At 46.1% G+C, this 25669-nt stretch carries 23 protein-coding genes and 2 pseudogenes; 21 read left to right on the top strand and 4 right to left on the bottom strand.

Annotated features, from left to right (window positions below; translation table 11 throughout):
* The 4 genes and pseudogenes from D791_RS17705 to D791_RS17695 all read right to left on the bottom strand — a co-directional run.
* The coding region (locus tag D791_RS17705; RefSeq protein ID WP_036514560.1) for a plasmid recombination protein at positions 1–721 on the bottom strand (721 nt) is incomplete at its 3' end.
* Between the two features lie 144 nt (positions 722–865).
* On the bottom strand, positions 866–2416 hold the full coding sequence (locus D791_RS17700; protein ID WP_036514558.1) for a site-specific integrase: 1551 nt from the start codon (positions 2414–2416) through the stop codon (positions 866–868).
* A gap of 111 nt (positions 2417–2527) precedes the next feature.
* Positions 2528–2722: pseudogene (locus tag D791_RS22110) on the bottom strand (DUF6538 domain-containing protein); the annotation flags it as partial.
* Between the two features lie 392 nt (positions 2723–3114).
* On the bottom strand, positions 3115–3339 hold the full coding sequence (locus D791_RS17695) for a helix-turn-helix transcriptional regulator (protein ID WP_051514668.1): 225 nt from the start codon (positions 3337–3339) through the stop codon (positions 3115–3117).
* A gap of 1609 nt (positions 3340–4948) precedes the next feature.
* On the opposite strand from D791_RS17695, the gene D791_RS17690 reads away from it, so the two are divergent.
* The 21 genes and pseudogenes from D791_RS17690 to D791_RS17615 all read left to right on the top strand — a co-directional run.
* Positions 4949–5914: a hypothetical protein gene (locus D791_RS17690; RefSeq protein ID WP_036514544.1), complete on the top strand. Its 966-nt coding sequence runs from the start codon at positions 4949–4951 to the stop codon at positions 5912–5914.
* Positions 5915–5947: 33 nt separating this feature from the next.
* Positions 5948–6274: a hypothetical protein gene (locus tag D791_RS17685; protein WP_036514542.1), complete on the top strand. Its 327-nt coding sequence runs from the start codon at positions 5948–5950 to the stop codon at positions 6272–6274.
* Positions 6275–6531: 257 nt separating this feature from the next.
* Positions 6532–7539, top strand: a complete 1008-nt coding sequence (locus tag D791_RS19340; RefSeq protein WP_051514667.1) for an HD domain-containing protein — start codon at positions 6532–6534, stop codon at positions 7537–7539.
* Positions 7532–8155 carry a hypothetical protein gene (locus D791_RS17675; RefSeq protein ID WP_036514539.1) on the top strand — a complete coding sequence of 208 codons (624 nt, stop codon included), beginning with the start codon at positions 7532–7534 and terminating at the stop codon, positions 8153–8155. Before D791_RS19340 ends, D791_RS17675 begins: the two co-directional genes overlap by 8 nt.
* A 206-nt stretch (positions 8156–8361) precedes the next feature.
* On the top strand, positions 8362–8565 hold the full coding sequence (locus D791_RS17670) for a helix-turn-helix domain-containing protein (RefSeq protein WP_036514537.1): 204 nt from the start codon (positions 8362–8364) through the stop codon (positions 8563–8565).
* Complete coding sequence (locus tag D791_RS17665; RefSeq protein WP_036514534.1) at positions 8549–9337, top strand: hypothetical protein; 789 nt, start codon at positions 8549–8551, stop codon at positions 9335–9337. Before D791_RS17670 ends, D791_RS17665 begins: the two co-directional genes overlap by 17 nt.
* Positions 9324–9872, top strand: coding sequence for a BREX protein BrxB domain-containing protein (locus D791_RS17660; protein WP_036514531.1), 549 nt, complete (start codon positions 9324–9326; stop codon positions 9870–9872). Before D791_RS17665 ends, D791_RS17660 begins: the two co-directional genes overlap by 14 nt.
* Before the next feature lie 15 nt (positions 9873–9887).
* The gene (gene brxC, locus D791_RS20500; RefSeq protein ID WP_202806909.1) at positions 9888–11981 is read left to right on the top strand and encodes a BREX system P-loop protein BrxC; all 2094 of its coding nucleotides are present in this window, start codon (positions 9888–9890) and stop codon (positions 11979–11981) included.
* On the top strand, positions 11941–13323 hold the full coding sequence (locus tag D791_RS20495; protein ID WP_202806908.1) for a hypothetical protein: 1383 nt from the start codon (positions 11941–11943) through the stop codon (positions 13321–13323). Before brxC ends, D791_RS20495 begins: the two co-directional genes overlap by 41 nt.
* A gap of 7 nt (positions 13324–13330) precedes the next feature.
* Complete coding sequence (locus tag D791_RS17650) at positions 13331–14668, top strand: AAA family ATPase (RefSeq protein WP_036514530.1); 1338 nt, start codon at positions 13331–13333, stop codon at positions 14666–14668.
* Positions 14665–15138 (top strand): hypothetical protein, encoded by a 474-nt coding sequence (locus tag D791_RS17645; RefSeq protein ID WP_051514666.1) that lies wholly within the window; start codon positions 14665–14667, stop codon positions 15136–15138. Before D791_RS17650 ends, D791_RS17645 begins: the two co-directional genes overlap by 4 nt.
* The gene (locus D791_RS20490; protein WP_202806907.1) at positions 15129–15644 is read left to right on the top strand and encodes a hypothetical protein; all 516 of its coding nucleotides are present in this window, start codon (positions 15129–15131) and stop codon (positions 15642–15644) included. Before D791_RS17645 ends, D791_RS20490 begins: the two co-directional genes overlap by 10 nt.
* Positions 15602–18070 carry an Eco57I restriction-modification methylase domain-containing protein gene (locus D791_RS17640; protein ID WP_202806906.1) on the top strand — a complete coding sequence of 823 codons (2469 nt, stop codon included), beginning with the start codon at positions 15602–15604 and terminating at the stop codon, positions 18068–18070. The genes D791_RS20490 and D791_RS17640 overlap by 43 nt, the downstream gene beginning before the upstream one ends.
* 101 nt (positions 18071–18171) lie before the next feature.
* Positions 18172–18678 (top strand): hypothetical protein, encoded by a 507-nt coding sequence (locus tag D791_RS20485; protein WP_202806905.1) that lies wholly within the window; start codon positions 18172–18174, stop codon positions 18676–18678.
* Positions 18678–18986, top strand: a complete 309-nt coding sequence (locus D791_RS20480; RefSeq protein WP_202806904.1) for an AAA family ATPase — start codon at positions 18678–18680, stop codon at positions 18984–18986. Before D791_RS20485 ends, D791_RS20480 begins: the two co-directional genes overlap by 1 nt.
* On the top strand, positions 18983–19756 hold the full coding sequence (locus tag D791_RS17635; protein WP_202806903.1) for an AAA family ATPase: 774 nt from the start codon (positions 18983–18985) through the stop codon (positions 19754–19756). The genes D791_RS20480 and D791_RS17635 overlap by 4 nt, the downstream gene beginning before the upstream one ends.
* Positions 19753–20400, top strand: a complete 648-nt coding sequence (locus tag D791_RS17630) for a DUF4276 family protein (RefSeq protein ID WP_036514527.1) — start codon at positions 19753–19755, stop codon at positions 20398–20400. The genes D791_RS17635 and D791_RS17630 overlap by 4 nt, the downstream gene beginning before the upstream one ends.
* Positions 20397–22718 (top strand): BREX-1 system phosphatase PglZ type B, encoded by a 2322-nt coding sequence (gene pglZ, locus D791_RS17625; RefSeq protein WP_036514523.1) that lies wholly within the window; start codon positions 20397–20399, stop codon positions 22716–22718. The genes D791_RS17630 and pglZ overlap by 4 nt, the downstream gene beginning before the upstream one ends.
* Before the next feature lie 3 nt (positions 22719–22721).
* Positions 22722–24073: pseudogene (gene brxL / locus D791_RS20475) on the top strand (BREX system Lon protease-like protein BrxL); the annotation flags it as partial.
* Positions 24074–24097: 24 nt separating this feature from the next.
* A complete protein-coding gene (locus tag D791_RS20470; protein ID WP_237748706.1) occupies positions 24098–24769 on the top strand; it encodes a S16 family serine protease in 672 nt (223 codons plus the stop codon).
* A gap of 244 nt (positions 24770–25013) precedes the next feature.
* Positions 25014–25669: DEAD/DEAH box helicase (locus tag D791_RS17615; protein WP_036514520.1), on the top strand; the 656-nt coding region annotated here is incomplete at its 3' end.

Raw genomic sequence — 25669 nt, 5'->3', positions numbered from 1 at the left:
GGGATTTAGCAAGCAAGTCCAATTGAGCCTGTTCTTTTTTCCATTCCGAGCGACTCTTCCGTCTGCGTTTCGGTCCAAGTCTCGCCTGACCGTAATAGATTGCTACTTCATCATGGTACTTATCTTGGAAACGACGCATCTCCTTTGTATAGGCATCATTTCCTAGTTTTTTTCCTTTACCAGTCCTGTCATTTCCTTGCGCGTTTTTACGAGCCTGCTCCCCTTTGTGGATAATATTAAAATCCTCGCTAGGTTCAGTGTTACCGATAAGTATGTGTATGTGAGGATGTGATTCGTCCCAATGTAATGCGGCGACTTTCACAAGATTTGGAAACTCCGTTTCAGCAAAAGTGACGGTATCTTCAGCCCATTGCTTAATTTCAGCAATTCTTTGATTTCGTTCTGGCTCAGACATCGCATTAATATCTTCTATAGATAGAGGATGGCTAGCGATTAGACCAATGCCCACATTTGCATCTTTACGAAGATTGCGTTTTTTGCCGCTATGGAGAACTTTGCTGGTATCTGCTGCGGCTACGATAGCTTCAGCCGATTCTACGAAAGAAGTACCCAATAAAAATTCGGGTGGTTGTGGAGCGCTCACGTGTGGATGATTGCCACTATCTCGATCTGCTTCTTTAGCAATCGAAATTAGACTACGTTTTTTGTCATTTCCAGTTCGAGCATACGCTTCGTAATGAATAAATTGGTATCCTGCCATAATAAAATCCTTTTCATAAAATAAGTCCTTGTTTTGTTTGTTTTCAAAGCGTGGGTCTAAGACCCAGTGACCGACTATGTCTTACCCATTTTCCCTACGGTCGATGGGTAAGACGTCGGTCAAGGGGATACCCCTTGAAACCCCTCAATCGCTGACAATAGATTGTTTGTCAGCCTCTTTTTTCTTCCTTGCAGCTAATGCTTTTTTCTTTCTTTCCCAGTTTGCTTTGATGTCGATAGGGCGACCTACATTGGGTCTTCCTCGCCATCTCGCATACTCCAGAAAAGCATCAAAATTCAGGTGGGAAAGATCGATATCGTGATCAATCATGTTCACGGTCGAGGCTAATTGTTTGATCCCTCTGCCACGTCCATAGCGTGATGTGGTTGAACCATGTTCATGACCAACCACTGATGCAATCCGAACTTCCTCAACGTCTTGGTCTACCAGACATTGAATGACGGTATGGCGGGTGGAGTGAAACACCTTATCGTCTGGATCGGTGAGGTTACACTGGGATAGATAGCTAGACATTTTGTCATTGCCATTGAACCAATCACTGACTTTCTTCCCAAACTTGTTCTTTTTGTCGAAATTCAGACCAATAAACAGTAAATCACTGGTGGGTGATTCATTTAGTCGTGATTGAACAAACTCAAGAAAACCAAGATGCAGTAACGCCTTGTGGATGGGTACTTTACGAATGGAGTTCTCAGTCTTAACCGACTGCCCTTCGCCTTGTTCTTGGAAGTTAAAGCACCAATAACCTTGAGCTTTGATGATGTCACAGATACGTAACTGGCAAATTTCGTTCAATCGAGCGCCTGAGTGAAGGGCGATCAGGATGACCCAGAAATGATAAGCATAGAGATCACGCACACGATTCAGAGGTGTTTGCGTGTAGTGGTATCCACTCAGTAATTTTGTTAGATCATCCTGTGTAAAACCTTGGCGTTTTGTGTGGGTCTTGCTGGCAACTTTGAACTCAACGCCATCGGCAATATTGATATGATGGTGTTCTTCAGCAAAGGCGAAACGGCAGATCGCTTGGAAGAGAACAAAATATTTCTTGGCTGTTTGCGCCACAATGACTTTATTCCCGTCTTTGAAGCGCCTATCAGGAATTTCCGAAACCTTATCTCTCATCTGACGGGCATCAGCACGTGTGAGTGATGAAAAGGGTTTTGACGTGTCGATCATCGTGAACATAAAGTCGATGCGCGACTGTTCATGGTTTCGTGTGTTTTCATCTGACCAGTCACCCGATTTGATTTTACTCTTAACAAATAAATCAATGACTTCAGCAATGGTTTTAGAGTTCGTGATGGTCGTGCCACCACCGCCACCGCCGCCGGTGGATCGGCGATTTTCAAGCCATTCATTTGCATCTTCTTTATCTAGTTTGTGGTTGCCCGAATCAAAGGTAATTTTCTCGACACCAAATTCAACAGTCACCTTGTTCAGTGGGTCCCACTGGTAGGGGTTGAGCATGGGCTGATGTGCATAATTGATTCCACGCATTAAAGGGCGTGTTGATCGGGAGTGATTGGAATAAAGAGATGAAGTTGACCCAAAAAACGATTTTGGGATTGAATCAGATGAGTTGATCTGAGAAGGGGAAAAGTACTTGGTTAGATCAGATAGGTCGTTAGATCTATTTCTCGGTAATGAAACCTCGCGTTCTTGTCGTTGCATAATATCGCTCCTTGACACATTTGAATTGTAAATCTCTTTGTGAATAACACATTGTTTTATCCTGCCAATTAAACTGGATGAATGTACAGTATAGCGATGGGTTCTTAATTCGTCAATATTTTTTTGAAAAATACTTGCATATTCGAATATTTTATGCTTTGCAGTGTTTCTGTCTTTGGTTTGAAGAGAGAAGCGAATTTCGCGTTCAGGGATGTTTAGGGTCTGGCGAAGGTCTTTGGGCACGACAAAACGGGCAAAGAAATTACCTGTCGAAGATCGGTATGTGTAGGGTAGGGTTGAATTCATTGAGAACCCCCAGTGTCACCTGTGAGTGTCACCAATCGGGTAGGGGATGTTCTCTTGATAAGAAAATGATTGTGAATCAATCATTTAGTGCAATTTGGTGGGGTGGCGTCTAACGAAAAGTTCATTTAAATTTATGATATTTATGTAATTATTTATTTTAGATTTCAAATGTACCCCCAAATGTACCCCCGAAATGTAGATGTGAATTTTTTTCATCGTTAGTCTGCAAGTTATATGTTGTCAGATAGTGCTTGTTATGACTTTTACTGTCTAGAACGTTTGATCTACCCCTGAGCATGTCCATTCATTCATTTGTTGATTGAGAATTTGACCTATCCTTAACATCATAGAAATGAAGGATAGGCGTTTCACAAGTATTTATTTACGGTTTCTCATGCAGCTCTGCTATCATTGATACGTTGTTCTATCCACTCGTAAATATCTTTCACTAACCAGCCAACACTAGTACCATTAGGCGTAAGTTTGATTGGTTTTGGAAAACGATTCGCTGCAATTTCACGATAGATTGATGACCTGCTAAGTCCTGTTATGGTCTCTACTTCCTTGCGACGAATGATTTGTTTGCTAAATGGTGTCGCAAAACTCTCTTTAATCATAGGGTTGCCCTCCTGGGGCTTTACCGAGACTTCATGCTGATCAGGTTGTAACGCAAATTGAAATCCCTATAGGACAGATGTGCGTTGACTTTGACCGATGTTTCAGATAGTTTCGGTAGTGTGTTTATAAGTTATTTATCATTTGTTGCATAGCAGTTGCAGCTGCTTATGCATACCAAGTTATGAATAAGGCCACTTTCATGTGGTCTTTTTTTACTAAGGTATTTCATTCAACTTTTCTATCTCCTTCTTAACCATTCACTGCTCTGCAGAATTTTTACTATAACTATGATTTTTGGGCTCTTTCATTCATTTGCTCCTATAGATTCTTAGTGCGTTGGCATTGTGTTGATTCTGAGACCTTGCATAAGATGCTTCATAGATAAACAAAGTTTACTGTTGTCAAATCTTTGCTGTGATTGCTCAGATGGAAGTAGCATATCATTTTTTCTCAAAAAAAATTCGCTTTTTAATTTTTTTATGAAAAAAAGTTATAATGTTTTATTCGAACATTAAGAGAGGGGTTCTTGATTATAGTGTTCTATTAAAACATTTAGATTCTTTAATGTTAGATTCGAACACTGGATGATTTTAATGTTTTATCCTGACATTAAAGTTTATTAAATGTTCGGGTAAAACATCCACAAAAATTGGAAGTTATAATCAAACATCACAAGCATCCTTTGCTGATCATTTACCACCGGTGCCGAAGATGGGTTAGTTAAGCTAGTAGCATAAATATTTTAGCCAATCTATTGCATAAACAAAAAAATATCTTATTATAAAAGCTCATTCCTACTGGATCGTCTGATCCTAGGAGGTCTCTGAGCTGGATAGACCTAAAGCGCAGCAATCTAATACAAGAGATGGTTTTCTCTTTTCTTCAGGCAAAAACTCGGTAAATCCAAGTTTAGTTGAGCCAAACCCAAATAATGCATACCTTGCAGTTCCGTAGCATTGAGTGTCGTTGAGTTACTCGCTGATCTACTAATTTCATTGCGAACACTGTGCTTTGCAATGATTCTCTCCAAAAACAATGCGGCTGCCGAATGGCAGTGGCCCTATCAAAAAATTCCTTTCTGGAAATTAAAAAAATCTTATCAGTTCCACAAATCTCGCAGCATGAAACAAGTGCTGTAGACCAAACAGCTGCCGTGTTGCAGTTGAAAAATCGCTTTTGCTTTTAAAAATAAAAAAAGAGATGGTTTGTTTTTAAATGCTAACTATCTGATTTATGAGCAAGTCTGAGGGATTTGCCGCACTAGAAGAGCAACTAGAACTCATGGTTCTACTGCGCATCACGCAGCGTATGTTCTTTAACGTGCAAAATTTATATAAGAACAACTTTTCACCTGAGTCTTGATGAAGGCTAGGGCTTCCCCGCTGTGCATTTATGCCAGAAAAAGCTGGTGTTTAGTGAATTAATCATATTGAAGGGAACTTACCGAGACCGATATCGAAACGGTTTAACACTGACTATGTCTAGGGGGCGTAAGTTCAGTGCGCTGGGAGTAGCTTACGTCCTATAGACATAGACTCTGGGCGCACACAAATTTTAAGCAATCAAGCAATCAAGCAATCAAGCAATCTTTTTTACAGGAGGCTATCTATGGCTAGTACACATATGCAAAAGAACTACGGATTTGGCAAACAGATTTTATATGCGGCACATCAGGCGATTGTTTATCTCTACAGAGGTGGGCATTACAGTGCGAGTAAAACGCACAGTGGTAGATTTTCACACTTTATTCGCTTTTTAATATCCGAGTTCAACATTCGGGATGCTCGCAATATTAAACAAGAGCATATGGACGCCTATGCAAAGCATGTTGCAGCTCAATTTAGTGCTGGAGAGTTAAGTCTGAAGTATGTCAGAAATCTAATTTCCAGTATGAATGTGGGAATGGGTGCGTTCAGGAATGACGATCTGATGTTCGCTAAACCGTCAGACTACTTACCCAATGGTTCTAACATCAGAACTGAACCGCCAGCCTGCTCTGATGAGAACGTAATGCAATGTCTGCACTCTCTTCAGCAGCAGAAAAAGTTCAGGGAGTTTGCAGTAGTATGGCTCGTTTACCACCTTTCGATGCGGGTGCGCGAGGCCGTGCTTGCAGATCTAGATAGGCTGAAAGTTGAAGCTAAACGGACGGGGCAGGTTTGTATACTGGAAGGAACAAAGGGTGGCCGCAAGTCAAAAGATCGAATCATAAAAATTGGAGATGAAGAGCTAGCTTTCCTAGAATTTTTATACTCTGTGTGTCCTTCTGGCAGTGACAATCTTCTCTCAGAAGATGAAACTTTCATCCAATTTCAGAATAAAGTGCTGAATCCACTAAGAAAAGTTCTGAAAAAATTCAATATTCCGAATTTTAGAGAACTTCGAGCCCTTGGGTTAAATCGTGTATATGAAAGCAGAACTGGCTATTTATCACCAGTTAGACTCAATGCGCTTGGTATAGATGCTGTTCAGGATGCTTCGCTAGTGTTAGAAGGCCTGAAAGAGGTATCTCGTACAGCAGGCCATGGCAGAATAGACGTTGCTTATGCTTATGTAGGGAAGCCAAAAAAATGAACAAGGCGACATTGATTAAGCGACTCAAAAAAAATGATGCTAGCAAAAAAAACTTTCGAAGATACCTGTCTGCGAGTAGAGCGCATTCTCGATGCAATCTCAGCTCAATACCCTAAACTTATGCACTACAATCAGATAAAACTGATGCATTGCCAATGGTATAAGGATGTTGCACTGGAAAAATACAGTGAAGCTACAAGGTTAGATTACATCAGAGCTTTAAGATTATTAGTGACAGCATTAGGTAAAGAGCATTGGTTAAGCCTGCTAAAAATAGATACACACACTGGTGCACCATCAAAAATTGGTGCGATTAAATCCTCTAAGAGAACAGTAAAGCGTGTTAGAAAGGGATGCTAATAAACAGATTGGCAACTATTATTAATATAATTTTTTCAGATAATATATTTATCCGTTACCGTTTTTTAATTCGAATATAAAAGACGGACTTTCCCATTTGTATTATAAATGATTTGCTGTTTATAATTTTCTAAAAATTATTTCTTTGTCTTTTTTTCGAAATTTTTTTGAATCTAATTTGATATTATGTTTACAGATGGATGAGTGTCAGCAGATTTTATCTATCATTTATATTTTTATTTAATTAGAGGTAGTGTATGAAAAGTGGACAAATTAATAATCAAGCTTCTCAAGAGATAAGTGGCTTTTATAAAGTAGTCAGAGTCGAGCCTAAGTTTAGTTTTGGCGGGGAGCCATATGAAGAGTTTACACTGCAACAGTGGGATCAAACTCTGAAGGTATCTAATTATGAAAAAAGTTGTATAGAAGCAGACTGCTTAAAGCTCGATGCTATCGTTTTTGTTAGAGGTCAACTTTATACAAGTAAGCATCACAATGACCTTCAACCAGCAGTTATAGCGCCCGTGTATAACGATCTAGATGTCCCTATTAGAAGTTTGCCAGTATCCAACCCTTATTCATGCCCCGACGTTTATGCAGTCAATGAGATGTTCAATATGATTGACTCTCTTGGTTTTAAACCTTTTCAAACTGCAGTGAGTCAGATTTTTATGCAGGACGATTTGATGGAGCGTTTTATCCACTTTCCTGCCAGCCAGATGAATCATCATAGCGAAAAGGGTGGCTTGGTCAGACACTCTGTTGCAGTTGCAAACCTAGTTCGATGCATGATTGAGCAAAATGACACAATGATGCCAGGAGCAATGAAAGAAACAGCTATGGTTGCAGGGTTGTTGCACGATATTGGGAAAACGCAAACCTATACAGAGACAGGATACGATGAGCAGAAATCTCGCCTAATTTACCACGACGATCTCACTTTAGAGCTTTGCTCACCCGGGCTAAAATATTTAGATAAAGAGTGCCCTGAAGTCGCAGATACATTACGTCATATATGGACAGCAACTTGTTATGGATCGAAATACGGTAATGAATCAAAAACCGTTCTCGTTGAATACGTAAAGTATGCCGACCGACTTAATTCAGCATCGGACTTCCAAGCATCAATATCCAGAAATTATCAGATGAAGGGCATGGCTAAACTACCTAATGGATCGATGTTGTGGGTTCCAATCAGCCGAGAAGATGACTTTCAAAGCAAAGACTTCAATGAGAACTTTACAGTGGAGGCTGATTATGTCTAAGAAGTCACTAGGGATGAGGTATATTACCCGTTTAAAAAACGGCTACTGGGTTCGTAAAACATATAATTATGAAACATTTAAAATGTTTTTTGGCTTTAAAACTTATGGAGGTGTTAAGTCTGCTCTGGATGCTGCAATAGTCTATCGTGATCAGCTAGTTGAAAAGTATGGGAATTTATTCAGTGTCAAAACCAAACATCAACATAACAAAACGGGGGTGATTGGCATTAACTGGAACTGTCGTACCAACCCAGTACGCCCTTCATCTGTTATCAATACGTTTCGCGCTCAGGCACCGGCAAAAAATGAGGAGTCTAAAACTGCGACAACTTTTTCGATTAAGAAAGAAGGGCTATGGAATGCCTTTTACATGGCAGTGACTTGGCGATTAGATCGTTTAGGAGCATTCGGAATGTCGCCAATGTTATTTGAAGATACAAAATTAGCATTTTTTGATTTTATTCACTACTACATTGCACGAATCAATGAAGAAGGGGATGTTCGTGTTCGACAAGAGATGACGTCAGTCATCTGCAAATTAATTGAAGATAAGGTAACGCCTGACGACATCAAGAACTATGTAATCGTTAAATGGGTACCATTAGTGGACATGTAATGATGAAGTCGAGTTATGTGTCTAACTACTGGGGGTTGGTCTTGTGACCAATCCCTCATGAGTAGCATGACAAATCATTATGCTGTATCCGATCAAACCCCATTAAATCATACCAAGTCCGATCTGATCTGATTTACACAAGATTCGGACTGTGTAATGATCTCAACGAAAGACCGTCAATCTAACTATCTGATGGAATATGTCCCATGCCCGAGCAATGGCTTTCAGTCGAAGAAATAGCCAGTCACCTTGGTGTCAGCAAAGATACTGTTTACGCCTGGATCAACAAGAAGAAGATGCCCGCTCACCGTATTGGTCGCCTTTGGAAGTTCAAAATAACCGAGGTTGATCACTGGGTAAGATCAGGTGGTGCCGCAGATTTGGGTGGTAAACGTGAACAACAAAAGTAATCTTGAACATTTTGGCTTCAGTCTCTCAAAGAGTGGTGCACATCTATCAAGAACGATGATGCTTCCTGAGTTGACGTTGCTACTCGATTATGTATCCCAAGAAGCCTCAAATAAAGAAGTCTACTTTGATGCTGTTGTTAATGATAACTGCTTGTCTAAACGCTCGGCTCGAACGCGTTTTCTAACGGTAAGGCATCTAGCGGATCTATACGGATTAGATGATTCGTTCCTTTTATTTCGCGCACTAAAGTTTTTTTGGTATCGTTCTGAAGAAGCTCGTCCGCACCTAGCCTTGCTCATGTCTTATGCCCGAGATCCCATTCTACAGATGAGCGCTAATCACATTTTATCAGCTAATATCGGAGAGCAAATTCAGCGCCAAGAGATTGAAGATATCATCAGTAGTCGATTCCCAGATCGTTTCAGTGAAGCTACGCTAAAGTCGACTGCGCAAAATATTAATGCTACTTGGACACAGGCTGGATTTTTGAAGGGTAAAGCTAAAAAAATTCGTTGCCACTCTGACACTTCTGCAGCAGCGGTTAGCTTTGCTCTATTAATGGCATATGTTCGAGGCAGCCGAGGAGAAGAGTTGTTTACCAGTGAATATGTGCAGCTACTTGAATGTAGGCCAGATAAAGCGTTAGACCTGATCGAGTCTGCAGCGCGAAAGGGCTGGGTGGTTTTAAAACGAGTTGGCTCGGTTGTCGAAGTAGCATTTCCTTCTCTCATCAATCAACAAGAAATGGAGTGGGTGCGTGAGCAAGCTTAAACGCCTTGTCGAAAACTATGGCAATTACATCGCAACGCCTTGGAGTGAAGCGGCGGCAGCTCAACGTGTCATTTTTTGTGTTTACAACGAAAATGATGAATTGCGTTTGCGCGTCTCTATCGATGAGTTTGAGCTAGTAACCAAAGCCAAAGGTCATCAGTGGTGTCATTTTGATCTCACCAATACTTTTGCTGATTGGCTGGCTAGTCAGAAATATGCCAAGAGCTATTTTCAAAAACCGCAGCTGATCAACACGCTGCTGCCAAAGTACGCAGAATACATCGCTGCCCAATTCAAAGAGTATATCGAACAAGCGGGAGCCGATCACGGCACCGTTGTTGCCGTGTCGGGTGTGGGCAGTTTATTTGGATTTCAAAAGGTTAAAGACATCGTCGATAAATTAGCGCCGATGGTGCCTGGCCGCCTGCTGGTTTTTTTTCCAGGCAGCTACGAAAACAACAATTACAGATTACTTGATGGTTACGACGGCTGGAATTACCTTGCCGTACCGATTACTGCTGAAAAGATTTACTAAATAGGACGCCAAAGCATGATTAACCAGGATATTTATTTAACCAGCCCATCTAGTCGTAAATTGGTTAACGAAGGTGTTGCCAGCGTTAATGATGATAAAACCCAAGAAGCACTCAATGTGCTTAGGTACGAACTGGAAACCTTCGTTTGCGATGGCCAGTACGAAAAAGGCGTCGAAGATATTTTAGATACTTACCTCAAGAATGTTGATCAAGCTCAGCAGCCTGCAGTATGGATCAGCGGTTTCTATGGCTCCGGTAAATCGCACTTGGTAAAAATGTTGCGCGCCTTATGGACGGATCTGATATTTCCAGATGGCGCCACTTCGCGCGGTATCGCCAAACTGCCGCAAAACGTCAAAGACTTACTGGCTGAGCTAACCACTCAAGGCAAACGCCACGGTGGGCTGCATGCTGCGTCGGGAACCTTGGGCGCTGGTGCAAGCGGCAGCGTGCGTTTGGCCCTTTTGCGCATTGTCTTTAAATCGGTTGGGCTGCCAGAACAATATCCCGTTGCCCGCTTTGTGATGTGGCTCAGGTCGGAAGGTATCTACGAGCAAGTTCAACGTCATGTAGAAAACAATGGCCACGATTGGGATGAAGAGCTCGATAACTTCTACGTTGCAGAGGGTTTGCATGAGGCCCTGTGTGAGGTAAAACCCAATTTATTCTCGTCGCCTGTTTCCTGTGTTGAAACACTCAACAACCTATACCCCTATGTGCAGGATGTCAGCTCAGATGACATGATCAAAACCATCAAGGCGGCCTTATCGAACAATGGCAAGTTTCCGCTGACCCTGATCGTGCTCGACGAGGTTCAGCAGTACATTGGTGAAGACAGCCAGCGCTCTATCGATGTGCAAGAGGCTGTCGAAGCCTGTTGTAAAAATATAGGCGGCAAATTGCTATTTATTGGTACCGGCCAAACTGCTGTAACGGGTACGTCTAACCTCAAAAAATTGGAAGGTCGTTTTACGGTCCGTATCGAACTGTCGGATGCCGACGTGGACGCGGTTATCCGCCAGGTGATTCTTGCGAAAAAAGCAGAATCATTGCCCAAAATCGAACAGACACTTCAGCAAAATCTGGGCGAAATATCCCGCCATTTGGCGGAGTCAAAAATTGGCCACCGTCAGGACGATATTCAGTTCTTTGCCCAAGATTACCCCATCCTACCAGTACGTCGCCGCTTCTGGGAAAACACCCTGCGTGTGTTGGACCAAACCGGAACCGACAGTCAGCTGCGTAATCAGTTGAGCATGATCCACAAGTGTATCCAATCTAACCTTGATAAGCCCCTTGGCAGTGTAATCCCTGCGGACTATCTCTACTTCGACGGTGCCGACAAACTCCTGCAATCACGTGTTTTGCCGCGCAAAGTGCATGAAAAGACCTTTAGCTGGATGAAAGGCAACGACGAGCAACAGCTATTAGCCAGGGCCTGTGGCCTCGCCTTTTTGGTCGGCAAACTTCAGGCCGAGAACAAAGAGATCGGCATCAAAGCCAATCTGGAAACCCTTGCCGATCTGATGGTAGAGGATTTAAACCAAAGTAGCTCGGCATTGCGCACTAAATTGGCAGGCTTGTTGGACAACTGCGAGTTGCTGATGAAAGTTGGCGATGAGTACCGCATTCAAACCGAAGAAAGCCAAGCCTGGAACGATGCCTATTTGCGCCACCGCAATACCCTAGCGAACGAAGCGCACCGACTAGAAACCGAACGCACCGACCGCATCCGTAAGAAGTTCTCTGAGCGGGTGAAAAAGTTCTCCGTCAATCACGGTCAGTCTAATGTGCCGCGTGCGCTGTCGGCGCTGTTTGACGCCTCTCTGCCAGGCGATGCAGATAGCAAAATTTATGTTTGGGTACGCGACGGCTGGAGCATCGATGAAAACTCAGTACGAGTGGATGCCCGTCAGGCAGGCAATACCGCCTCTACCATTTACGTTCATATTCCCAAGCGCTCTGCCGATGACCTGCGCCATCATTTAATTGACCTAAAGCTACCACTGCCACCTTGGAAGAAAAAGCTCACCGGATACGCCAGAAGGCAAAGAAGCCCGTGCCGCCATGCAAACCGCTCAAGGCATCGCAGAGTCAAAAGTGAATGATCTTTTAGGTGACATTCTCGATGGCGTTCGTGTATTCCAGGCTGGCGGCAACGAAGTATTAGGTAACGATCTGCAAGAGATGATCCTAGAAGCGGCTGAAAATTCGCTCACTCGCCTCTATCCGCAATTCCATGTCGCCGACCATACCGGTTGGAGCAAGGTGTACGACAAAGCCAAAACCGGTGCCTCTGATGCCTTAAAAGCGGTGGGTGACGACGGCGAGCCCGCCAAAAACCAGGTTTGCAAAGCGGTGATTAACTTTTTAGCCGGCGGTAAAAAAGGCGCGGATATTCGCACCCAGTTTGAAAGCGCGCCCTACGGTTGGCCAGGCGATGCGGTGGATGGTGCTTTGCAAGTGTTGGTGGTGGCAGGCGTGGTGCGTGCCCAAACCGATCGCGGCCAGAACATTGAACCGCGCGAACTGGAGCGTAAAAAAATCGGCCTTAGCTTCTTTAAGCTGGAAACCGCCGTGGTGACCACACCACAGCGCATTCAAATTCGTAAGCTGCTGCAACAAGTAGGCTGCCAGGCTAAGCAGAATGAAGAGCTGGCGGTACTGCCAGAGTTCTTACAAAAACTCAGCCAGCTGGCCGATAACGCTGGGGGTGATGCCCCGCGCCCGGCTAAGCCTAACACCAGTCACTTGGACGATATTCGCCGTGCAGCCGGCAACGAGCAGTTACTGGCGATTTACAACCTGCGTGACGATCTTAAGAAACAAATTGAAGACTGGCAAGCACTGAGCGTCAGCATTCAGCAGCGCCTTCCGGCCTGGCAAACCCTGCAAGTTTTTGCCAATCATGCCAAGTCGCTCGATGGTGCCGAGGTGCTCCAAGCCCAGGTCGATCAAATTAAAGAACAGCGCCTACTGCTGGCCGAGCCAGACCTTATCGCGCCGCTTATGGCCAGCTACACCCAACTGCTGCGCGATGAACTCAATAGCCTGCAACAAGCTTATGATGCCGCACACGCTAAAGGCATGCATCGCTTAGGAGAAGATAGCAACTGGAAACAGTTGGAACAGGAACAAAAACACCAGTTCCTGGCCGAGCAAAAGCTTACCGCAACCGACAAGCCCGAAATCGCTGTCGGTTCCAGTGACGACATTCAAAAAACACTACAGCGCATCAGCATTGGCATGCTGGCCGAGCGCATTGCTGCCATGCCGAGCCGCTTTGATGCCATATCCATCAAGGCCGCTGAAGAGATGGAGCCCAAAGCGCAATTCGTTTCGTTACGCCGCTGTACCTTAAAAACAGAGGCTGAGATACAGCAGTGGTTACTGGATGCTGAAAACCAACTCAAACAAGCTCTGGCCGAAGGGCCAGTAGTTTTAAGGTAGGTATAGAATGCTCACTCAGATCTCCTTTGAGAATTTTAAGAGCTACAAGGCAGCTACTTTGCCATTAGCTTCTATTACTTTTTTAATTGGTGCCAATGCATCAGGGAAAAGTAACGCACTCGAAGCCATTCGGCTGTTGAGTTGGTTAGCAAAAGGCAGTCGGTTGGACGACATTGAAAAGGCTATTCAAGGTGGCGACAGCATTGTTCGTGGTTTGGCAAAAGATTTATTTCGTGACGAGCTCATTGCTTTCAAGCTTGGCTGTCACACCTCCAATGCACCTGACGGCTGGAGTGATTTTAGCATCGACATCAAACAGCTAGCCGAACAGCTAGTTGTTGAAGGGGAGAGTGTCACCAGCATTAACCAAACAGTGCCTCTCTACAAAGTCGACAGCAAACCCAATCAGCATTCAGATGAGTTGAGTATTGCTTACAACAACTTTCTCAAGGGTAAAAACAAGCCTCATATTCCTTGTTCTAATCGCCAGGCAATCTTTTATCAGCTGGAAACCCCTGGCCGATTTAATAAAAAAGACAAGAAATCACAAGAAGTCATTCCTGATGTAACCAAATCGCTGCGAGAAACGTTAAAGGACATCGTCTTCCTAGACCCTCGCCCGGCACTGATGCGTTCATACGTCTATGCCAAAGACGATGACATCAAAGAAGATGGCAGTAATCTTTCTGCTGTTTTGTACAGCGTGTGCCAACAAGGCGAAGCGGAAAAACTACAGCTACTCGATTTTATCCGCTCACTGCCCGAGCAGGACATTTCAGACATACTGTTTATTGAGACCGAGCGTAAAGATGTCATGGTACGCTTAGAAGAAAGCTTTGGCGCTAAAAAGCGCACAGTAGATGCCCCCTTATTGTCTGACGGCACTTTGCGAGTGCTGGCCATTGCCGCTACTTTGCTCACCGCCAAACAAGGTGCCTTGGTCATTATTGAAGAAATTGACAACGGTGTGCACCCTAGCCGGGCCAAATCCTTAGTCACGCAAATTCAAGCCTTGGCCAGTGAACGTCAGCTGCGAGTGTTGCTAACCTCCCACAACCCAGCACTGCTAGATGCGCTGCCAGATGAGTCATTGGCCGATGTCATTTGTTGTTACCGTGACCCGAAAGAGGGTGACAGCCGTTTGGTCAAACTGGGCGATTTAGAGCGCTACTCCGAATTAGTCGCCCAAGGCCCGCTCGGCCAGTTAATGACGCAACGTGTACTGGAACGCTTCTTAAAAGATGACACCACCGCCGAACAGCGCCAACAGCAGTCCTTAAATTGGTTGGAGTCGTTAAAACAAAGTACGGTCAACCCAGAGCCCAACGGCGGTAATGAATCATGACCGCTATTTGTTTGATTGATACCTCTATTTTTGTAGAAGTGCTGAATGTACCATCAAAAGCAAGCCAGCATGACGCAATTGTGGAACAGCTTGGGCAAAAATTAACAAATCGAGAAGAGCTGTTCTTGCCCATGGCTACTATTATTGAAACCGGTAATCACATTGGTCAAAACGGTGATGGCACTCTGCGCCGTCTGTGCGCGGAGCGCTTTGTTGAACAAGTGAATCAAGCCTTAGAGGGCAGCTCGCCTTTTAAACCCATCAGCTTTTTAAAGCCCGATGAATTAAAACAGTGGTTAGGTGAGTTTACCGACCATGCCATGCGTGGCAGTGGTCTGGGCGATTTATCTATCATTCATGATTGGCAGCGGCTATGTGCTCAGAACTCCAGCCGTCGAGTTTATATTTGGTCATTGGATGCTCATTTGGCCGGCATGATCAAGCAGCAAGGATTTAACCTATGGCTTTAACGAATAACCACCTGCAACCATTGGATAAAAAGCTGCGCAGCCAGCTGGAAAACACCGTTAAAAAAGCCCGCGATATTGCCGAGGAAGCCACGCTGGCAGTATTAGAGCAATTGGGGGTGGGCGAAAAAACCAAGCCCAGTTACCTTGATGAGCCCCAGCAAAACCTGCGGGTGCGCCTACGTGCCCATGCACGTAGTTTGGGCGATGCGCGCAAAGCCGATGGCGAGCAAAGCATTGAGCGCCTGCAAGAAGAGGTGGCCTATGAGCATTGGCACCGCATGCTGTTTGCCCGCTTTTTGGCGGAAAACAACCTGCTGATGTACCCGGACCCAGACGAGCCGGTGGCCATTACCTTGGAAGAATGTGAAGACCTGGCGGCTGATGAAGCGCTGCCAACGGCTGGGAGCTGGCCGGGCGTTATGCCTCACAAATGCTGCCGCAAATCTTCCGTGTCGACTCGCCGGTGTTTGAGCTCAAGCTTGCCCCTAACCATCAACTGGATTTAGAAAAACTGCTGATCAGCCTGCCCACGGAAGTCTTTACCGCCACCGACTCATTAGGCTGGGTGTATCAATTCTGGCAAGCCAACAACAAAGAGCGCATCAATAAATCGGAAGTGAAAATCGGTGCGCGGGAATTGCCTGCCGTCACCCAGCTATTTACCGAACCCTATATGGTGAGCTTTCTGCTGGATAACTCATTAGGTGCCTGGTGGGCAGCGCGGCGTTTAAGTGAAGACGATTTTAAAAACGCCGGCAGTGAAGAAGAGCTGCGGCGAAAGGCGGCCATTGATGGCGTGCCCTTGGAGTATCTGCGGTTTGTACAGGGCGAAAATGGCACTTGGGAACCAGCCTCCGGCATTTTTGACGCTTGGCCAAAACAATTAAGCCAACTCTCAACCCTCGACCCCAGCTGTGGTTCCGGCCATTTTTTAGTGGCCGCTTTCAATATGCTGGTGCCACTGCGCATGGAACTGGAACAGCTGGATGCACAGCAAGCGGCGGATGCCGTGTTGCGCGATAACATCCACGGTTTAGAGCTAGACCAGCGCTGTGTCGAGTTGGCCGCTTTTGCCTTGGCGCTGAGCGCCTGGAAATACCCCAACGCCGGCGGTTACCGGGTATTGCCGGAAATCCAAGTGGCCTGTTCCGGTTTGGCGATTAACGCCGCCAAAGACGAATGGAAACAACTGGCTGCGCACATGGGCGGTAAACACAACCTCAGCATCGCCATGGATTGGTTGCACGACAACTTTAAAGACGCGCCCGTACTCGGCAGCCTGATGAACCCCGCAAAAAGCAAGGCGGCCGGTTTGGTCAGCTGGCAAGAACTCTCCGAAGCCTTGGATAAAGCCCTCGCAACGGAAAGCGCGCAAGAATCCCAAACCAACGAACAGCATGAAGCCGCCCATGAAAATGCCGTCGTTGCCCAAGGTATGGCCAAAGCCGCCAAGCTGTTAGCCAGCCAATACCAATGGGTGGTTACCAATGTGCCTTATTTAGTTAAAGGGAAACAAGTCCAGCGACTACAAGACTACTGCTCACAAATGTATCCATTATCAAAAAATGATTTGGCAACTGTATTTCTCGAAAGGTGTTTGGAGTTTTGTGCTGTTAACGGCACTGTTGGTGCTGTTCTTCCCCAAACTTGGCTATTCCAGAAGTACTACGAATCATTTCGTAAGAAGCTCCTGATAAATGATCGTTGGCATTTAGTAGCAAGATTAGGTGAAGGTGGCTTCGAGTCTTCGGCAGCAGCGGGGGCCTTTGCAACGATGGTAACCTTGAGTCGAGGTGGTGAACAACAGCTAGCACGTTCTAGTGGTCTTTTTAAGTCGCTTGAAGAAAAACAAGCAGTAAGAGGATTAGATGTTTCCCAGCCTAAAACTGCTCCTGAAAAGGCCATATTGATTAAAGATGGCGAGATAAGGACAGTTCTGCAAAACCAGTTACTGGAAAACCCTGATTCAAGAATTTCAATTGAAGATATTAAGAAAACCGAATTATTGTTGGACTTCGCGATGAGCGTTGAGGGTCTTTCAACTGGCGATGGAGAGCGGTTCGTTAATTCTTTTTGGGAAATTGAAATAGAAAAGAACGAACTATGGGACGTTTTCCAACGGTCTCCAGAGAGCAAGTCACATTATTCTGGTTTAAGTTCGGTATTGAGGTGGGAAAGAAATGATGGAGAGTTATCAAAATCGAAACAAGCGCGTTTGCAGGGTTACGCTGCTTGGGGAAAATCCGGGGTACTTATAAATTTAATGCGTTCGTTGCATGCAGCAATTTATTTCGGAAATAAGCATGACAAAATTACAGCAGCCTTGGTCCTAAAAGATAAGGAAAGTAAGGATTTTTCTCGGGTACAACTTGAAAGTATGATTTGGGCATATTGCTCTTCCCCAGATTTTAACATTGAGGTTCGTAAATTAAATCCCGCATTGCAGCCTGGAACTGGAACGTTAGTGAAGGTTCCTTTTGATATTGGTTACTGGGCTAAAGTAGCTGAGGACAAATACCCCAACGGCTTGCCCAAACCCTATACCGACGATCCCACCCAATGGATTTTCCACGGTCACCCTTGCGGCTCTGTCATTTGGGATGAAGCGGAAAAGTGGACGACTGATGGTCCGCTTCGCACCGATGAAACCGTTTTGCATATCGCCGTAGCCCGCTTACTCGGCTACCGCTGGCCTGCGGAACTTGACGCAACCATGGAGCAGGCCGATGAACAGCGCGAGTGGGTGCAGCGTTGCGAGGCATTGCTGCCATTGGCCGATGAAGACGGCATTGTCTGTATTCCCGCCGTGCGCGGCGAAGCTTTGGCGGCTGACCGCTTAATCAATCTATTGGCCGCTGCTTATGGTGATGCCTGGACGCCAGCCACGCTTAACCAGCTGCTCTCGTCAGTTGCTATGCCGGTAAAACCCTAGATGCTTGGCTGCGCGATAAGTTCTTCGAGCAACACGTCAAACTGTTCCAAAACCGCCCCTTTATTTGGCATATCTGGGATGGCCTGAATGATGGCTTTGCGGTGCTAATCAACTACCACAAGTTCGATCAAAAACTGCTGGAAACCCTGATTTATACCTACCTGGGTGATTGGATCAAACGCCAGAAAGACGAAATTGCGGCGGGTGTGGATGGCGCGCAGGAACGTCTGGCGGCTGCCGAAAACCTGCGCAAGCGCCTGATTAAAATCCTCGAAGGCGAAGCACCGCTGGATATCTTCGTGCGCTGGAAGCCGCTAGAGCAACAACCCATCGGCTGGAACCCGGATTTAAACGACGGCGTGCGCCTGAATATTCGCCCCTTTATTTTAGTGGATGATGTCAAAGTCAGAAACGCCGGTGTACTGCGCAATAAAATCGCCAGCATCAAATGGACCAAAGATCGCGGCGCCGATGTCGAAAGTGCTCCCTGGTATCACCTCGGCCCGCAATACGGCGGCAAAGAAGGCGACCGCATTAACGAGCATCATTTAAGCCTTACTGAGAAAAAAGCGGCGCGCGAAAAAGCTAAACAAACGGAGGCTTCATAGTGAACTCCAACCAACTGTCACGCATTGTATTAAAGGGCTTTAAGTCGATTAAGCAATGTGATTTAGATTTGCATGAGTTGAATGTGCTCATCGGCCCCAATGGGGCGGGAAAATCGAATTTCATCAGCTTTTTTAAGCTGATTCAGCAAATGCTCGAAGGCCAATTGCAGTTGTTTGTTAGCAAACAAGGCGGCCCCGATGCCATGTTGCATTTTGGCCGAAAAGTCACTGAGCGTTTCAGTGCCGAGCTGTATTTTGGCAATAACGGCTATAAGTTTGCGTTGGAGCTACCACCGATAACCGCATGATGTTTGCCAGTGAAAACCTGTGGTGGAACGTCAGTGGCGATAAAAGCGTAGGTGCTGGGCATTTTGAAAGCCGCGTCGAATCGCACAAATCGGGCATCAAAGAGTATACCGTGCCTGCCATGAAAAGCTGGCGGGTTTACCACTTTCACGACACCAGTGACAGCGCACTGGTAAAGCAACGTCACGGCATTAACGACAACGCCTATCTAAGGCCGGATGCACGCAACTTGGCGGCGTTTTTATATCATCTAAAAAATCAGCACGAAAAAAATTACAACCGCATTATCAAAACCATTCGTTTAGTTGCGCCATTTTTTGGCGATTTTCATTTGCGCCCGTCACCCGATGCCAAAGATCAAATCGAATTGGAGTGGGTAGAAAAAGGCCAGGATATTCCGTTCAAAGCCCATACCTTGTCTGACGGCACATTGCGTTTTATGTGCTTGGCCACGGTGTTAATGCAACCTGAAGCATTCAAGCCAGAAACCTTACTCATCGACGAGCCGGAATTAGGTTTACACCCGTTTGCCATCCATTTGTTGGCGGGTTTGTTGCGCTCAGCCTCAAAGAGCCATCAGATCATCATCTCAACGCAGTCGCCCGACTTGCTTAATGAATTTGAAGTTGAAGATGTGATTGTGGCCGATCGCGGCGAAGGCGTGACCAACTTGCATCGTTTGAATGAAAGCGAGCTTAAAGTGTGGCTGGAAGATTACACCTTGGGTGAGCTTTGGCAGAAGAATATTCTGGGTGGGAGACCAGCCAAATGATTCGAGTGCATATTTTTTGCGAAGGGCAAACGGAAGATACCTTTGTACGCGAAGTGCTTCGACCTCACTTTGACCGCCTGAATATTTTTGTGAACCCCATTATTTTACGTACCAGCAAAGAAGGCAAAGGCGGTGTGGTGAGTTATGGCAAGGTAAAGCACCAGGTGGTGCAAAAGTGCAAACAAGATAGCACGGCCTTCGTGACCACCTTGATTGATTATTACGCTTTACCTGCGGATTTTCCTGACTTTGCCAAAACAGCCGACTCCATTGCCAATGTCAAAGCGGCGAGCGCGGCCATTCAGGCAGATATTGGCCAAGCGAATTTCATCGCCAACCTAGCTGCTCACGAGTTTGAAGGTTTATTGTTTAGTGCGCCTGAAGCGTTTGGTGAGTGGTTTGACGATGAAGACGTCGTGACTGAGCTAACAAAAATTCGCGGCCAATTTGCAACGCCAGAACATATTAACGACGGACCTCAAACCGTGCCGTCAAAACGTATTTTGAAAGTCTGTGAAGACTACGACAAGGTAGCCCATGGTTCGCTGATTGGATTAGACATTGGTCTGGATGCCATACGGAGAGAGTGCCCACTGTTTAATGCCTGGGTAGAACAGCTGGAAGCATTAGGAGTGGCTGCATGACCACTGTATTAGCCGCCTTAGAGCACGCCTTACTGAATTCAGGTTCTTTCAACCCGGATATTGAAGTGGCCCCCGCTGCCGTGCTGTGGCCGGACAAAGACCGTTTATGGCAGCCCATTATTGGCCAGTTGCAAGCGAGACTCCCGCAATTGTGGACCTTAGGCGACTATGCGCCGGAGCAAAAGACTGGCCCGGCTATTTGGCTGCGCTGCGCGATGGCTAATCGGGTAGACGGTATTGAAGCAGCTGGCGCTATCCCAATTTTGTATCTGCCGGGTGTCAGTCGCCAGGAAATCAGGGCCATCGAAAGTTGCCCTGAATCCCTTAAGCCCTTGGCAGAGCTGCAGTACCGAGGCGTGATCTGGTCGCAAGTAAATGCCAAAGACTGGACCATTCTCGCTTTTTTGCGTTCAGACCAAGGTGGCTTGGGGCTGGACGTAGCCCAAGATCGCGCTGCTTTGCATGCCATGCAACTGGCCTTGTATCGCCTGCTGGATGTTGACGTAAGCCTGCTTAAAGGCAAGCGCTTAGATAAAGACTACTTCAATACCTTATTGATTGATGGCGACCCGATTCGTGATCTGTTGCAGTGGTTGGATCAGGGCGATGCCTTTAAAGCCGCCAAGGGCGATACCGCCTGGCGAGCCTTTGTAGAGATTATTAAATCGCAGTTGGGTTTTGACCCAGACAAACAAGGCACATTGAGTGCGGCCGCTTTATTGGCAGCCCACGATGGCCCTTGGCAACCGGTTTGGGATAGATACGGCGAAGCGCCTAAGCGATACCCCAATATCCCTGCGCAGCTGGAAAAAACAGCGCTGCCCATGGATATGTTTGCCGATAAGAGTGGTTGGCCACAGTGGAATCGGCAACAAGAAAATGAATTGCGCCTGGCACTGGCGCGCCTGGAGCAGGCATCCCCTGCGCAAGCCCGCAAATCGATTGCAGATTTGGACAACACCCACGGTGAACGTAGAACCTTGGTGTGGGCAGAGCTCGGCTTGTCGCCGCTGGCACAGTCATTGAAGTGGCTCGAAAAGCTGGCCGAAGTGACTAAAAGCTCGATTGCGGGTGGCAGTATTGCGGATATGGCCAATACCTATCAAACCGTCGCCTGGCAGGCGGACGATGCGGTTGTGCAAGCGTTAAAGCCCATTGATCAACAAGAAGACTTTGATGCGGCCTCTAAGGCCATTCGGGCTATGTATACCGATTGGGCGCAAGACGCTGCCCGCTATTTACAAGAGTCCGTGCAAAAACATGGCTACCCTGGACTCATTGCCGCCAACCGTAAGCCGGTTAAGTACGCCAAAAGCGAGACGGTATTTTTTGTGGATGGTTTGCGCTTTGATGTGGGCAAGCGTTTTGCTGAAGCACTGGAAGCCAAAGGCTACAGTGTCGAGTTGTCGACAGCATGGTCCGCTTTGCCCAGCGTAACAGCGACGGCTAAACCCGCTGTATCCCCTGTGGCGCAGCAAATTTCCGGCGTGGTTGGTAGCGAGGCTTTCGAGCCTTGCGTTAAGGAAACCGAGCAAAAGTTAAGCGGCCATCATTTTCAAAAGCTATTGGAAACCAGCGGCTGGCAGAAGTTGGCGAAAGCTGAAACCGGTGAAAGCACTGGACAAGCCTGGTGCGAGTATGGAGACATAGACTCTGAAGGCCATGACCGGGGTTGGAAGCTGGCAAAACACATTGATGCTATTTTGGTCGAAGTTGAAGACCGCATTACGAGCCTGTTGAACGCTGGTTGGAAGCAAGTCCGCTTGGTCACTGATCACGGTTGGTTACTGCTACCTGGCGGGTTGCCGAAAACAGAACTGCCTTCGGCGTTGGTGGATAGCAAATGGGGGCGTTGCGCCTCGATTAAGCCCGGTTCCCACACCGATGAACAACTGTACCCTTGGCATTGGAATGCTGACCAGCATTTTGCACTCGCCAACGGCATTAGTTGCTACAAGTTAGGTGAAGAATATACCCACGGAGGCCTCAGTCTTCAGGAATGCTTAACACCGGAATTGATCATCCGTAAGGCGGGCAATGTTGATGTTAAAGCTGAAATCACGGATGTTTCCTGGCGTGGCCTGCGTTGCAATGTGGCCGTAGAGGGTGTGTTTGAAGGTTTATTGTTGGACGTTCGCTTAGATGCTGGCGACGCTACGACCAGTAAGGTTATGAGCATAAAGCCGATTAAAGATTCCGGCGTAGGCTCTGTGGTTATTGATGATGAAGAATTAGAAGGCGTTACTGCAGTCATCGTGTTGCTTACCGAAAGTGGTGAGCTAATCGCCCAGCAGAAAACGTGTATTGGCGGAGAATAAACAATGGAATTAGACCAACTCGATCAAATTGCCGCCGCGCATTTGGAAGGTTACTTAGTTCGTAAAGATTTGGTGCGAACCTTTGCTCGGCAATTTCCTGTGCCTACCTATGTGGTTGAGTTTTTGCTGGGGCGGTATTGTGCCAGCACCGATCCGGACGAAATTGAGGAAGGGCTGGAAATTGTTCAGCGGCAATTGGAGTCGCGTACGGTCAGAGCCGGTGAAGAAGAGCTGTTTAAAGCAAGAGCCTACAAGAACGGTACGGTAAAGCTGATCGATTTGGTCAGTGCCCGATTCAGCCAAAAAGATAATGGTTACGTGGCGACTTTACCCAGCGTACAGCTCAATCGTGTTCGTATTAACGATAATGTCGTAGACGATAATGAGCGGCTGTTAACGGGTGGGTTTTACGCCGAAATCACCCTTGAATATGACTCATTGATCGCCGAAGAAAAAGGCGATGCTTTTGGTATTAAGGACTTACGCCCCATTCAGCTTTCGAAGCGTGACGTGCTCGATGATTTGGCGGAAGCTAGAAAGCAGTTTACCAGTCAGCAATGGAAGGACTTCCTGCTGCGTAGTATTGGGCTTGAAGCAAATGCTTTGAGTGACCGGGCCAAAGATGCCAATTTGCTGCGTATGGTTCCCTTTGTAGAGCGCAACTATAACCTTGTGGAGCTGGGGCCTAGGGGTACAGGCAAGAGCCATCTCTTCCAGCAGGTTTCCCCTTATGCGCATTTGATTTCAGGCGGTAAAGCAACTATCGCCAAAATGTTTGTGAATAATGCTTCCGGTGCGCGCGGCTTGGTATGCCAATATGATGTTGTCTGTTTTGACGAAGTGAGTGGAATTTCCTTCGATTCCAAAGAAGGGATCAACATCATGAAAGGTTACATGGAGTCCGGTGAGTTTTCACGAGGAAAAGAGAGCATCCGAGCTGATGGTTCCATGGTTTTCGTAGGTAACTTTGATGTTGATGTTGAACATCAACAAAGAGTTGGTCATCTTTTTGGCCCTTTACCCCCTGAGATGCGAGACGATACCGCTTGGATGGATCGTATTCATTGCTATCTTCCTGCTGGGATGTGCCGAAAATGAATAAAGAGCTTACGACCGATCACTTTGGGTTGGTCAGTGACTTTTTCTCTGAGTGCTTAAGTCGCTTGCGTTTCCAGAGCCGAGTGAGTGTTTTGCAAAATCGTGTTCATTTTGGTGGCGCTTTAAGTGGGCGTGATGTAAATGCCGTTAACAAGACCGTCTCTGGCTTGCTGAAACTGATGTATCCCTCACAGGACATGGAGATCAGTGACGAAGACCTGGAATGGGCGGTAAGGCTGGGACTGGAAGTACGTCGTCGCGTCAAAGAGCAGCAGAAGCGCGTGGGTGCAGCAGAGTTCCGTAACACCCACTTCAGCTACTTCCTGGGTGATGATGGTGTCGAGAAGTTTGTCGCCACGCCTGAACTGAGGTCCGATAACGAAATTGGCGACGATCCATTAGAGCCCGGCCAGATTTGGACGGTCAGCGAGGGTGGCCAAGACATTGACGACAACCCTGGCTTGTATCGTATTGAAGTCAATGAAGGACCTGGCTCCGGTGTCAAAATTTTAAATAACCCAGTACCACCACCTTTCAGAGAATCGGTTCGTTACGCTGAACAGAACCTTTACTCTCGCTCTATGCAACTGTTAGGTGATCGAGACCCCCGAGCGCACGAGTTCACTATACAGCTCAGGGCTTTTGATTCATCGAAACGAGGTTCAAAGCTAGGAGTGGCATCATTGATAGCCATGTGCAGTAGTCTTCTCAAAAAGTCTGTCAAAGGTGGCTTGATTGTAGTCGGTGAAATAAACCTAGGTGGATCAATAGAGCCCATTCATAGTGCAGTTAATATCGCAGAACTAGCGGTAGAAAAAGGGGCTTCGGCACTGCTAATGCCCGTTACCAGCCGTAGGCAGCTTTATGATCTCTCTGATGACATGGCAACAAAAATCGACATTCAATTCTATCAAGATGCACGAGATGCATTATTGAAGGCTATTGTTGAGTGATTTATAAATGAATCGTAAGTCAAATCTAGTTTAGTGGTTCAAATAAATGAAGTTCTCAGCAGTTAAGGGCACTTTTTTCTGAAACCAGTTAGCTGAAGCGTAAAATTGATTAAACAAATACCGCATAACTTCAAACAGCTATGACAACATGTTTCATTTTTAACTTAGATATTTATGTTTAATACATTTGAGCACGTAGTTGAAATGGCTATTGAAGGTAATTTGCCTTAAAAGGAGAGAGACAATGCTGGATTTTGGTAAACTAAATACAGGATCAAGTACAAATCAGACAGACCCTCGAAAGATTTTTACTACGTTAAAACGTGATAACCGCTTCAAGCGTCCGCTTGATGAACAGGCCGATGTTCTAGATGAATGGTACTCACGCAGAACAGCCAAAGATTTAACGATTAAAATGAACACGGGAGGAGGTAAGACAGTAGTAGGACTTCTCTGCCTTCAAAGCTCACTCAATGAGAATATTAAACCCGCCGTATACGTTACTCCTGACAGCTTCTTGGTCGAACAAGTTTGCAAGGAAGCTGAGGCATTAGGAATCAGTACAACGGTCAGCGAGAGAGATCCAGATTTCATAGCTGGTCGTTCCATTTTGGTAATAAATGTTCACAAACTTTTTAATGGTCGTTCTGTATTTGGTGTTGCAGAGCAAAAAATACCAATTGGAAGCATCGTAATAGATGATGCGCATGCTTGCCTTGGTGTCGTCTACGAACAATTTTGTATCCGATCGTCTATTGACAGCCCAGTCTACAAAGGACTTTTTGAAATATTCGAAGAGGATTTAAAGGTTCAGTCTCCATCCGGCCTACTTGATATTAAGGCCAACGATACTGGCATTGTAATGACAGTGCCATACTGGGCATGGCAAGCTCACCAGGA

Source organism: Nitrincola nitratireducens (assembly GCF_000585235.1).
Classification (GTDB): Bacteria; Pseudomonadota; Gammaproteobacteria; order Pseudomonadales; family Balneatricaceae; genus Nitrincola; species Nitrincola alkalisediminis.
Note: the sequence above shows the minus strand (reverse complement) of the source record. Positions and strands in the feature narration are given on the sequence as shown.

Coding starts and splice junctions, on each gene's coding strand:
- D791_RS17700 (WP_036514558.1), bottom strand. CDS start 2,416: ATGCAACGACAAGAACGCGAGGTTTCATTACCGAGAAATAGATCTAAC.
- D791_RS17695 (WP_051514668.1), bottom strand. CDS start 3,339: ATGATTAAAGAGAGTTTTGCGACACCATTTAGCAAACAAATCATTCGT.
- D791_RS17690 (WP_036514544.1), top strand. CDS start 4,949: ATGGCTAGTACACATATGCAAAAGAACTACGGATTTGGCAAACAGATT.
- D791_RS17685 (WP_036514542.1), top strand. CDS start 5,948: ATGATGCTAGCAAAAAAAACTTTCGAAGATACCTGTCTGCGAGTAGAG.
- D791_RS19340 (WP_051514667.1), top strand. CDS start 6,532: ATGAAAAGTGGACAAATTAATAATCAAGCTTCTCAAGAGATAAGTGGC.
- D791_RS17675 (WP_036514539.1), top strand. CDS start 7,532: ATGTCTAAGAAGTCACTAGGGATGAGGTATATTACCCGTTTAAAAAAC.
- D791_RS17670 (WP_036514537.1), top strand. CDS start 8,362: ATGCCCGAGCAATGGCTTTCAGTCGAAGAAATAGCCAGTCACCTTGGT.
- brxC (WP_202806909.1), top strand. CDS start 9,888: ATGATTAACCAGGATATTTATTTAACCAGCCCATCTAGTCGTAAATTG.
- D791_RS20495 (WP_202806908.1), top strand. CDS start 11,941: ATGCAAACCGCTCAAGGCATCGCAGAGTCAAAAGTGAATGATCTTTTA.
- D791_RS17650 (WP_036514530.1), top strand. CDS start 13,331: ATGCTCACTCAGATCTCCTTTGAGAATTTTAAGAGCTACAAGGCAGCT.
- D791_RS17645 (WP_051514666.1), top strand. CDS start 14,665: ATGACCGCTATTTGTTTGATTGATACCTCTATTTTTGTAGAAGTGCTG.
- D791_RS20490 (WP_202806907.1), top strand. CDS start 15,129: ATGGCTTTAACGAATAACCACCTGCAACCATTGGATAAAAAGCTGCGC.
- D791_RS17635 (WP_202806903.1), top strand. CDS start 18,983: ATGATGTTTGCCAGTGAAAACCTGTGGTGGAACGTCAGTGGCGATAAA.
- D791_RS17630 (WP_036514527.1), top strand. CDS start 19,753: ATGATTCGAGTGCATATTTTTTGCGAAGGGCAAACGGAAGATACCTTT.
- pglZ (WP_036514523.1), top strand. CDS start 20,397: ATGACCACTGTATTAGCCGCCTTAGAGCACGCCTTACTGAATTCAGGT.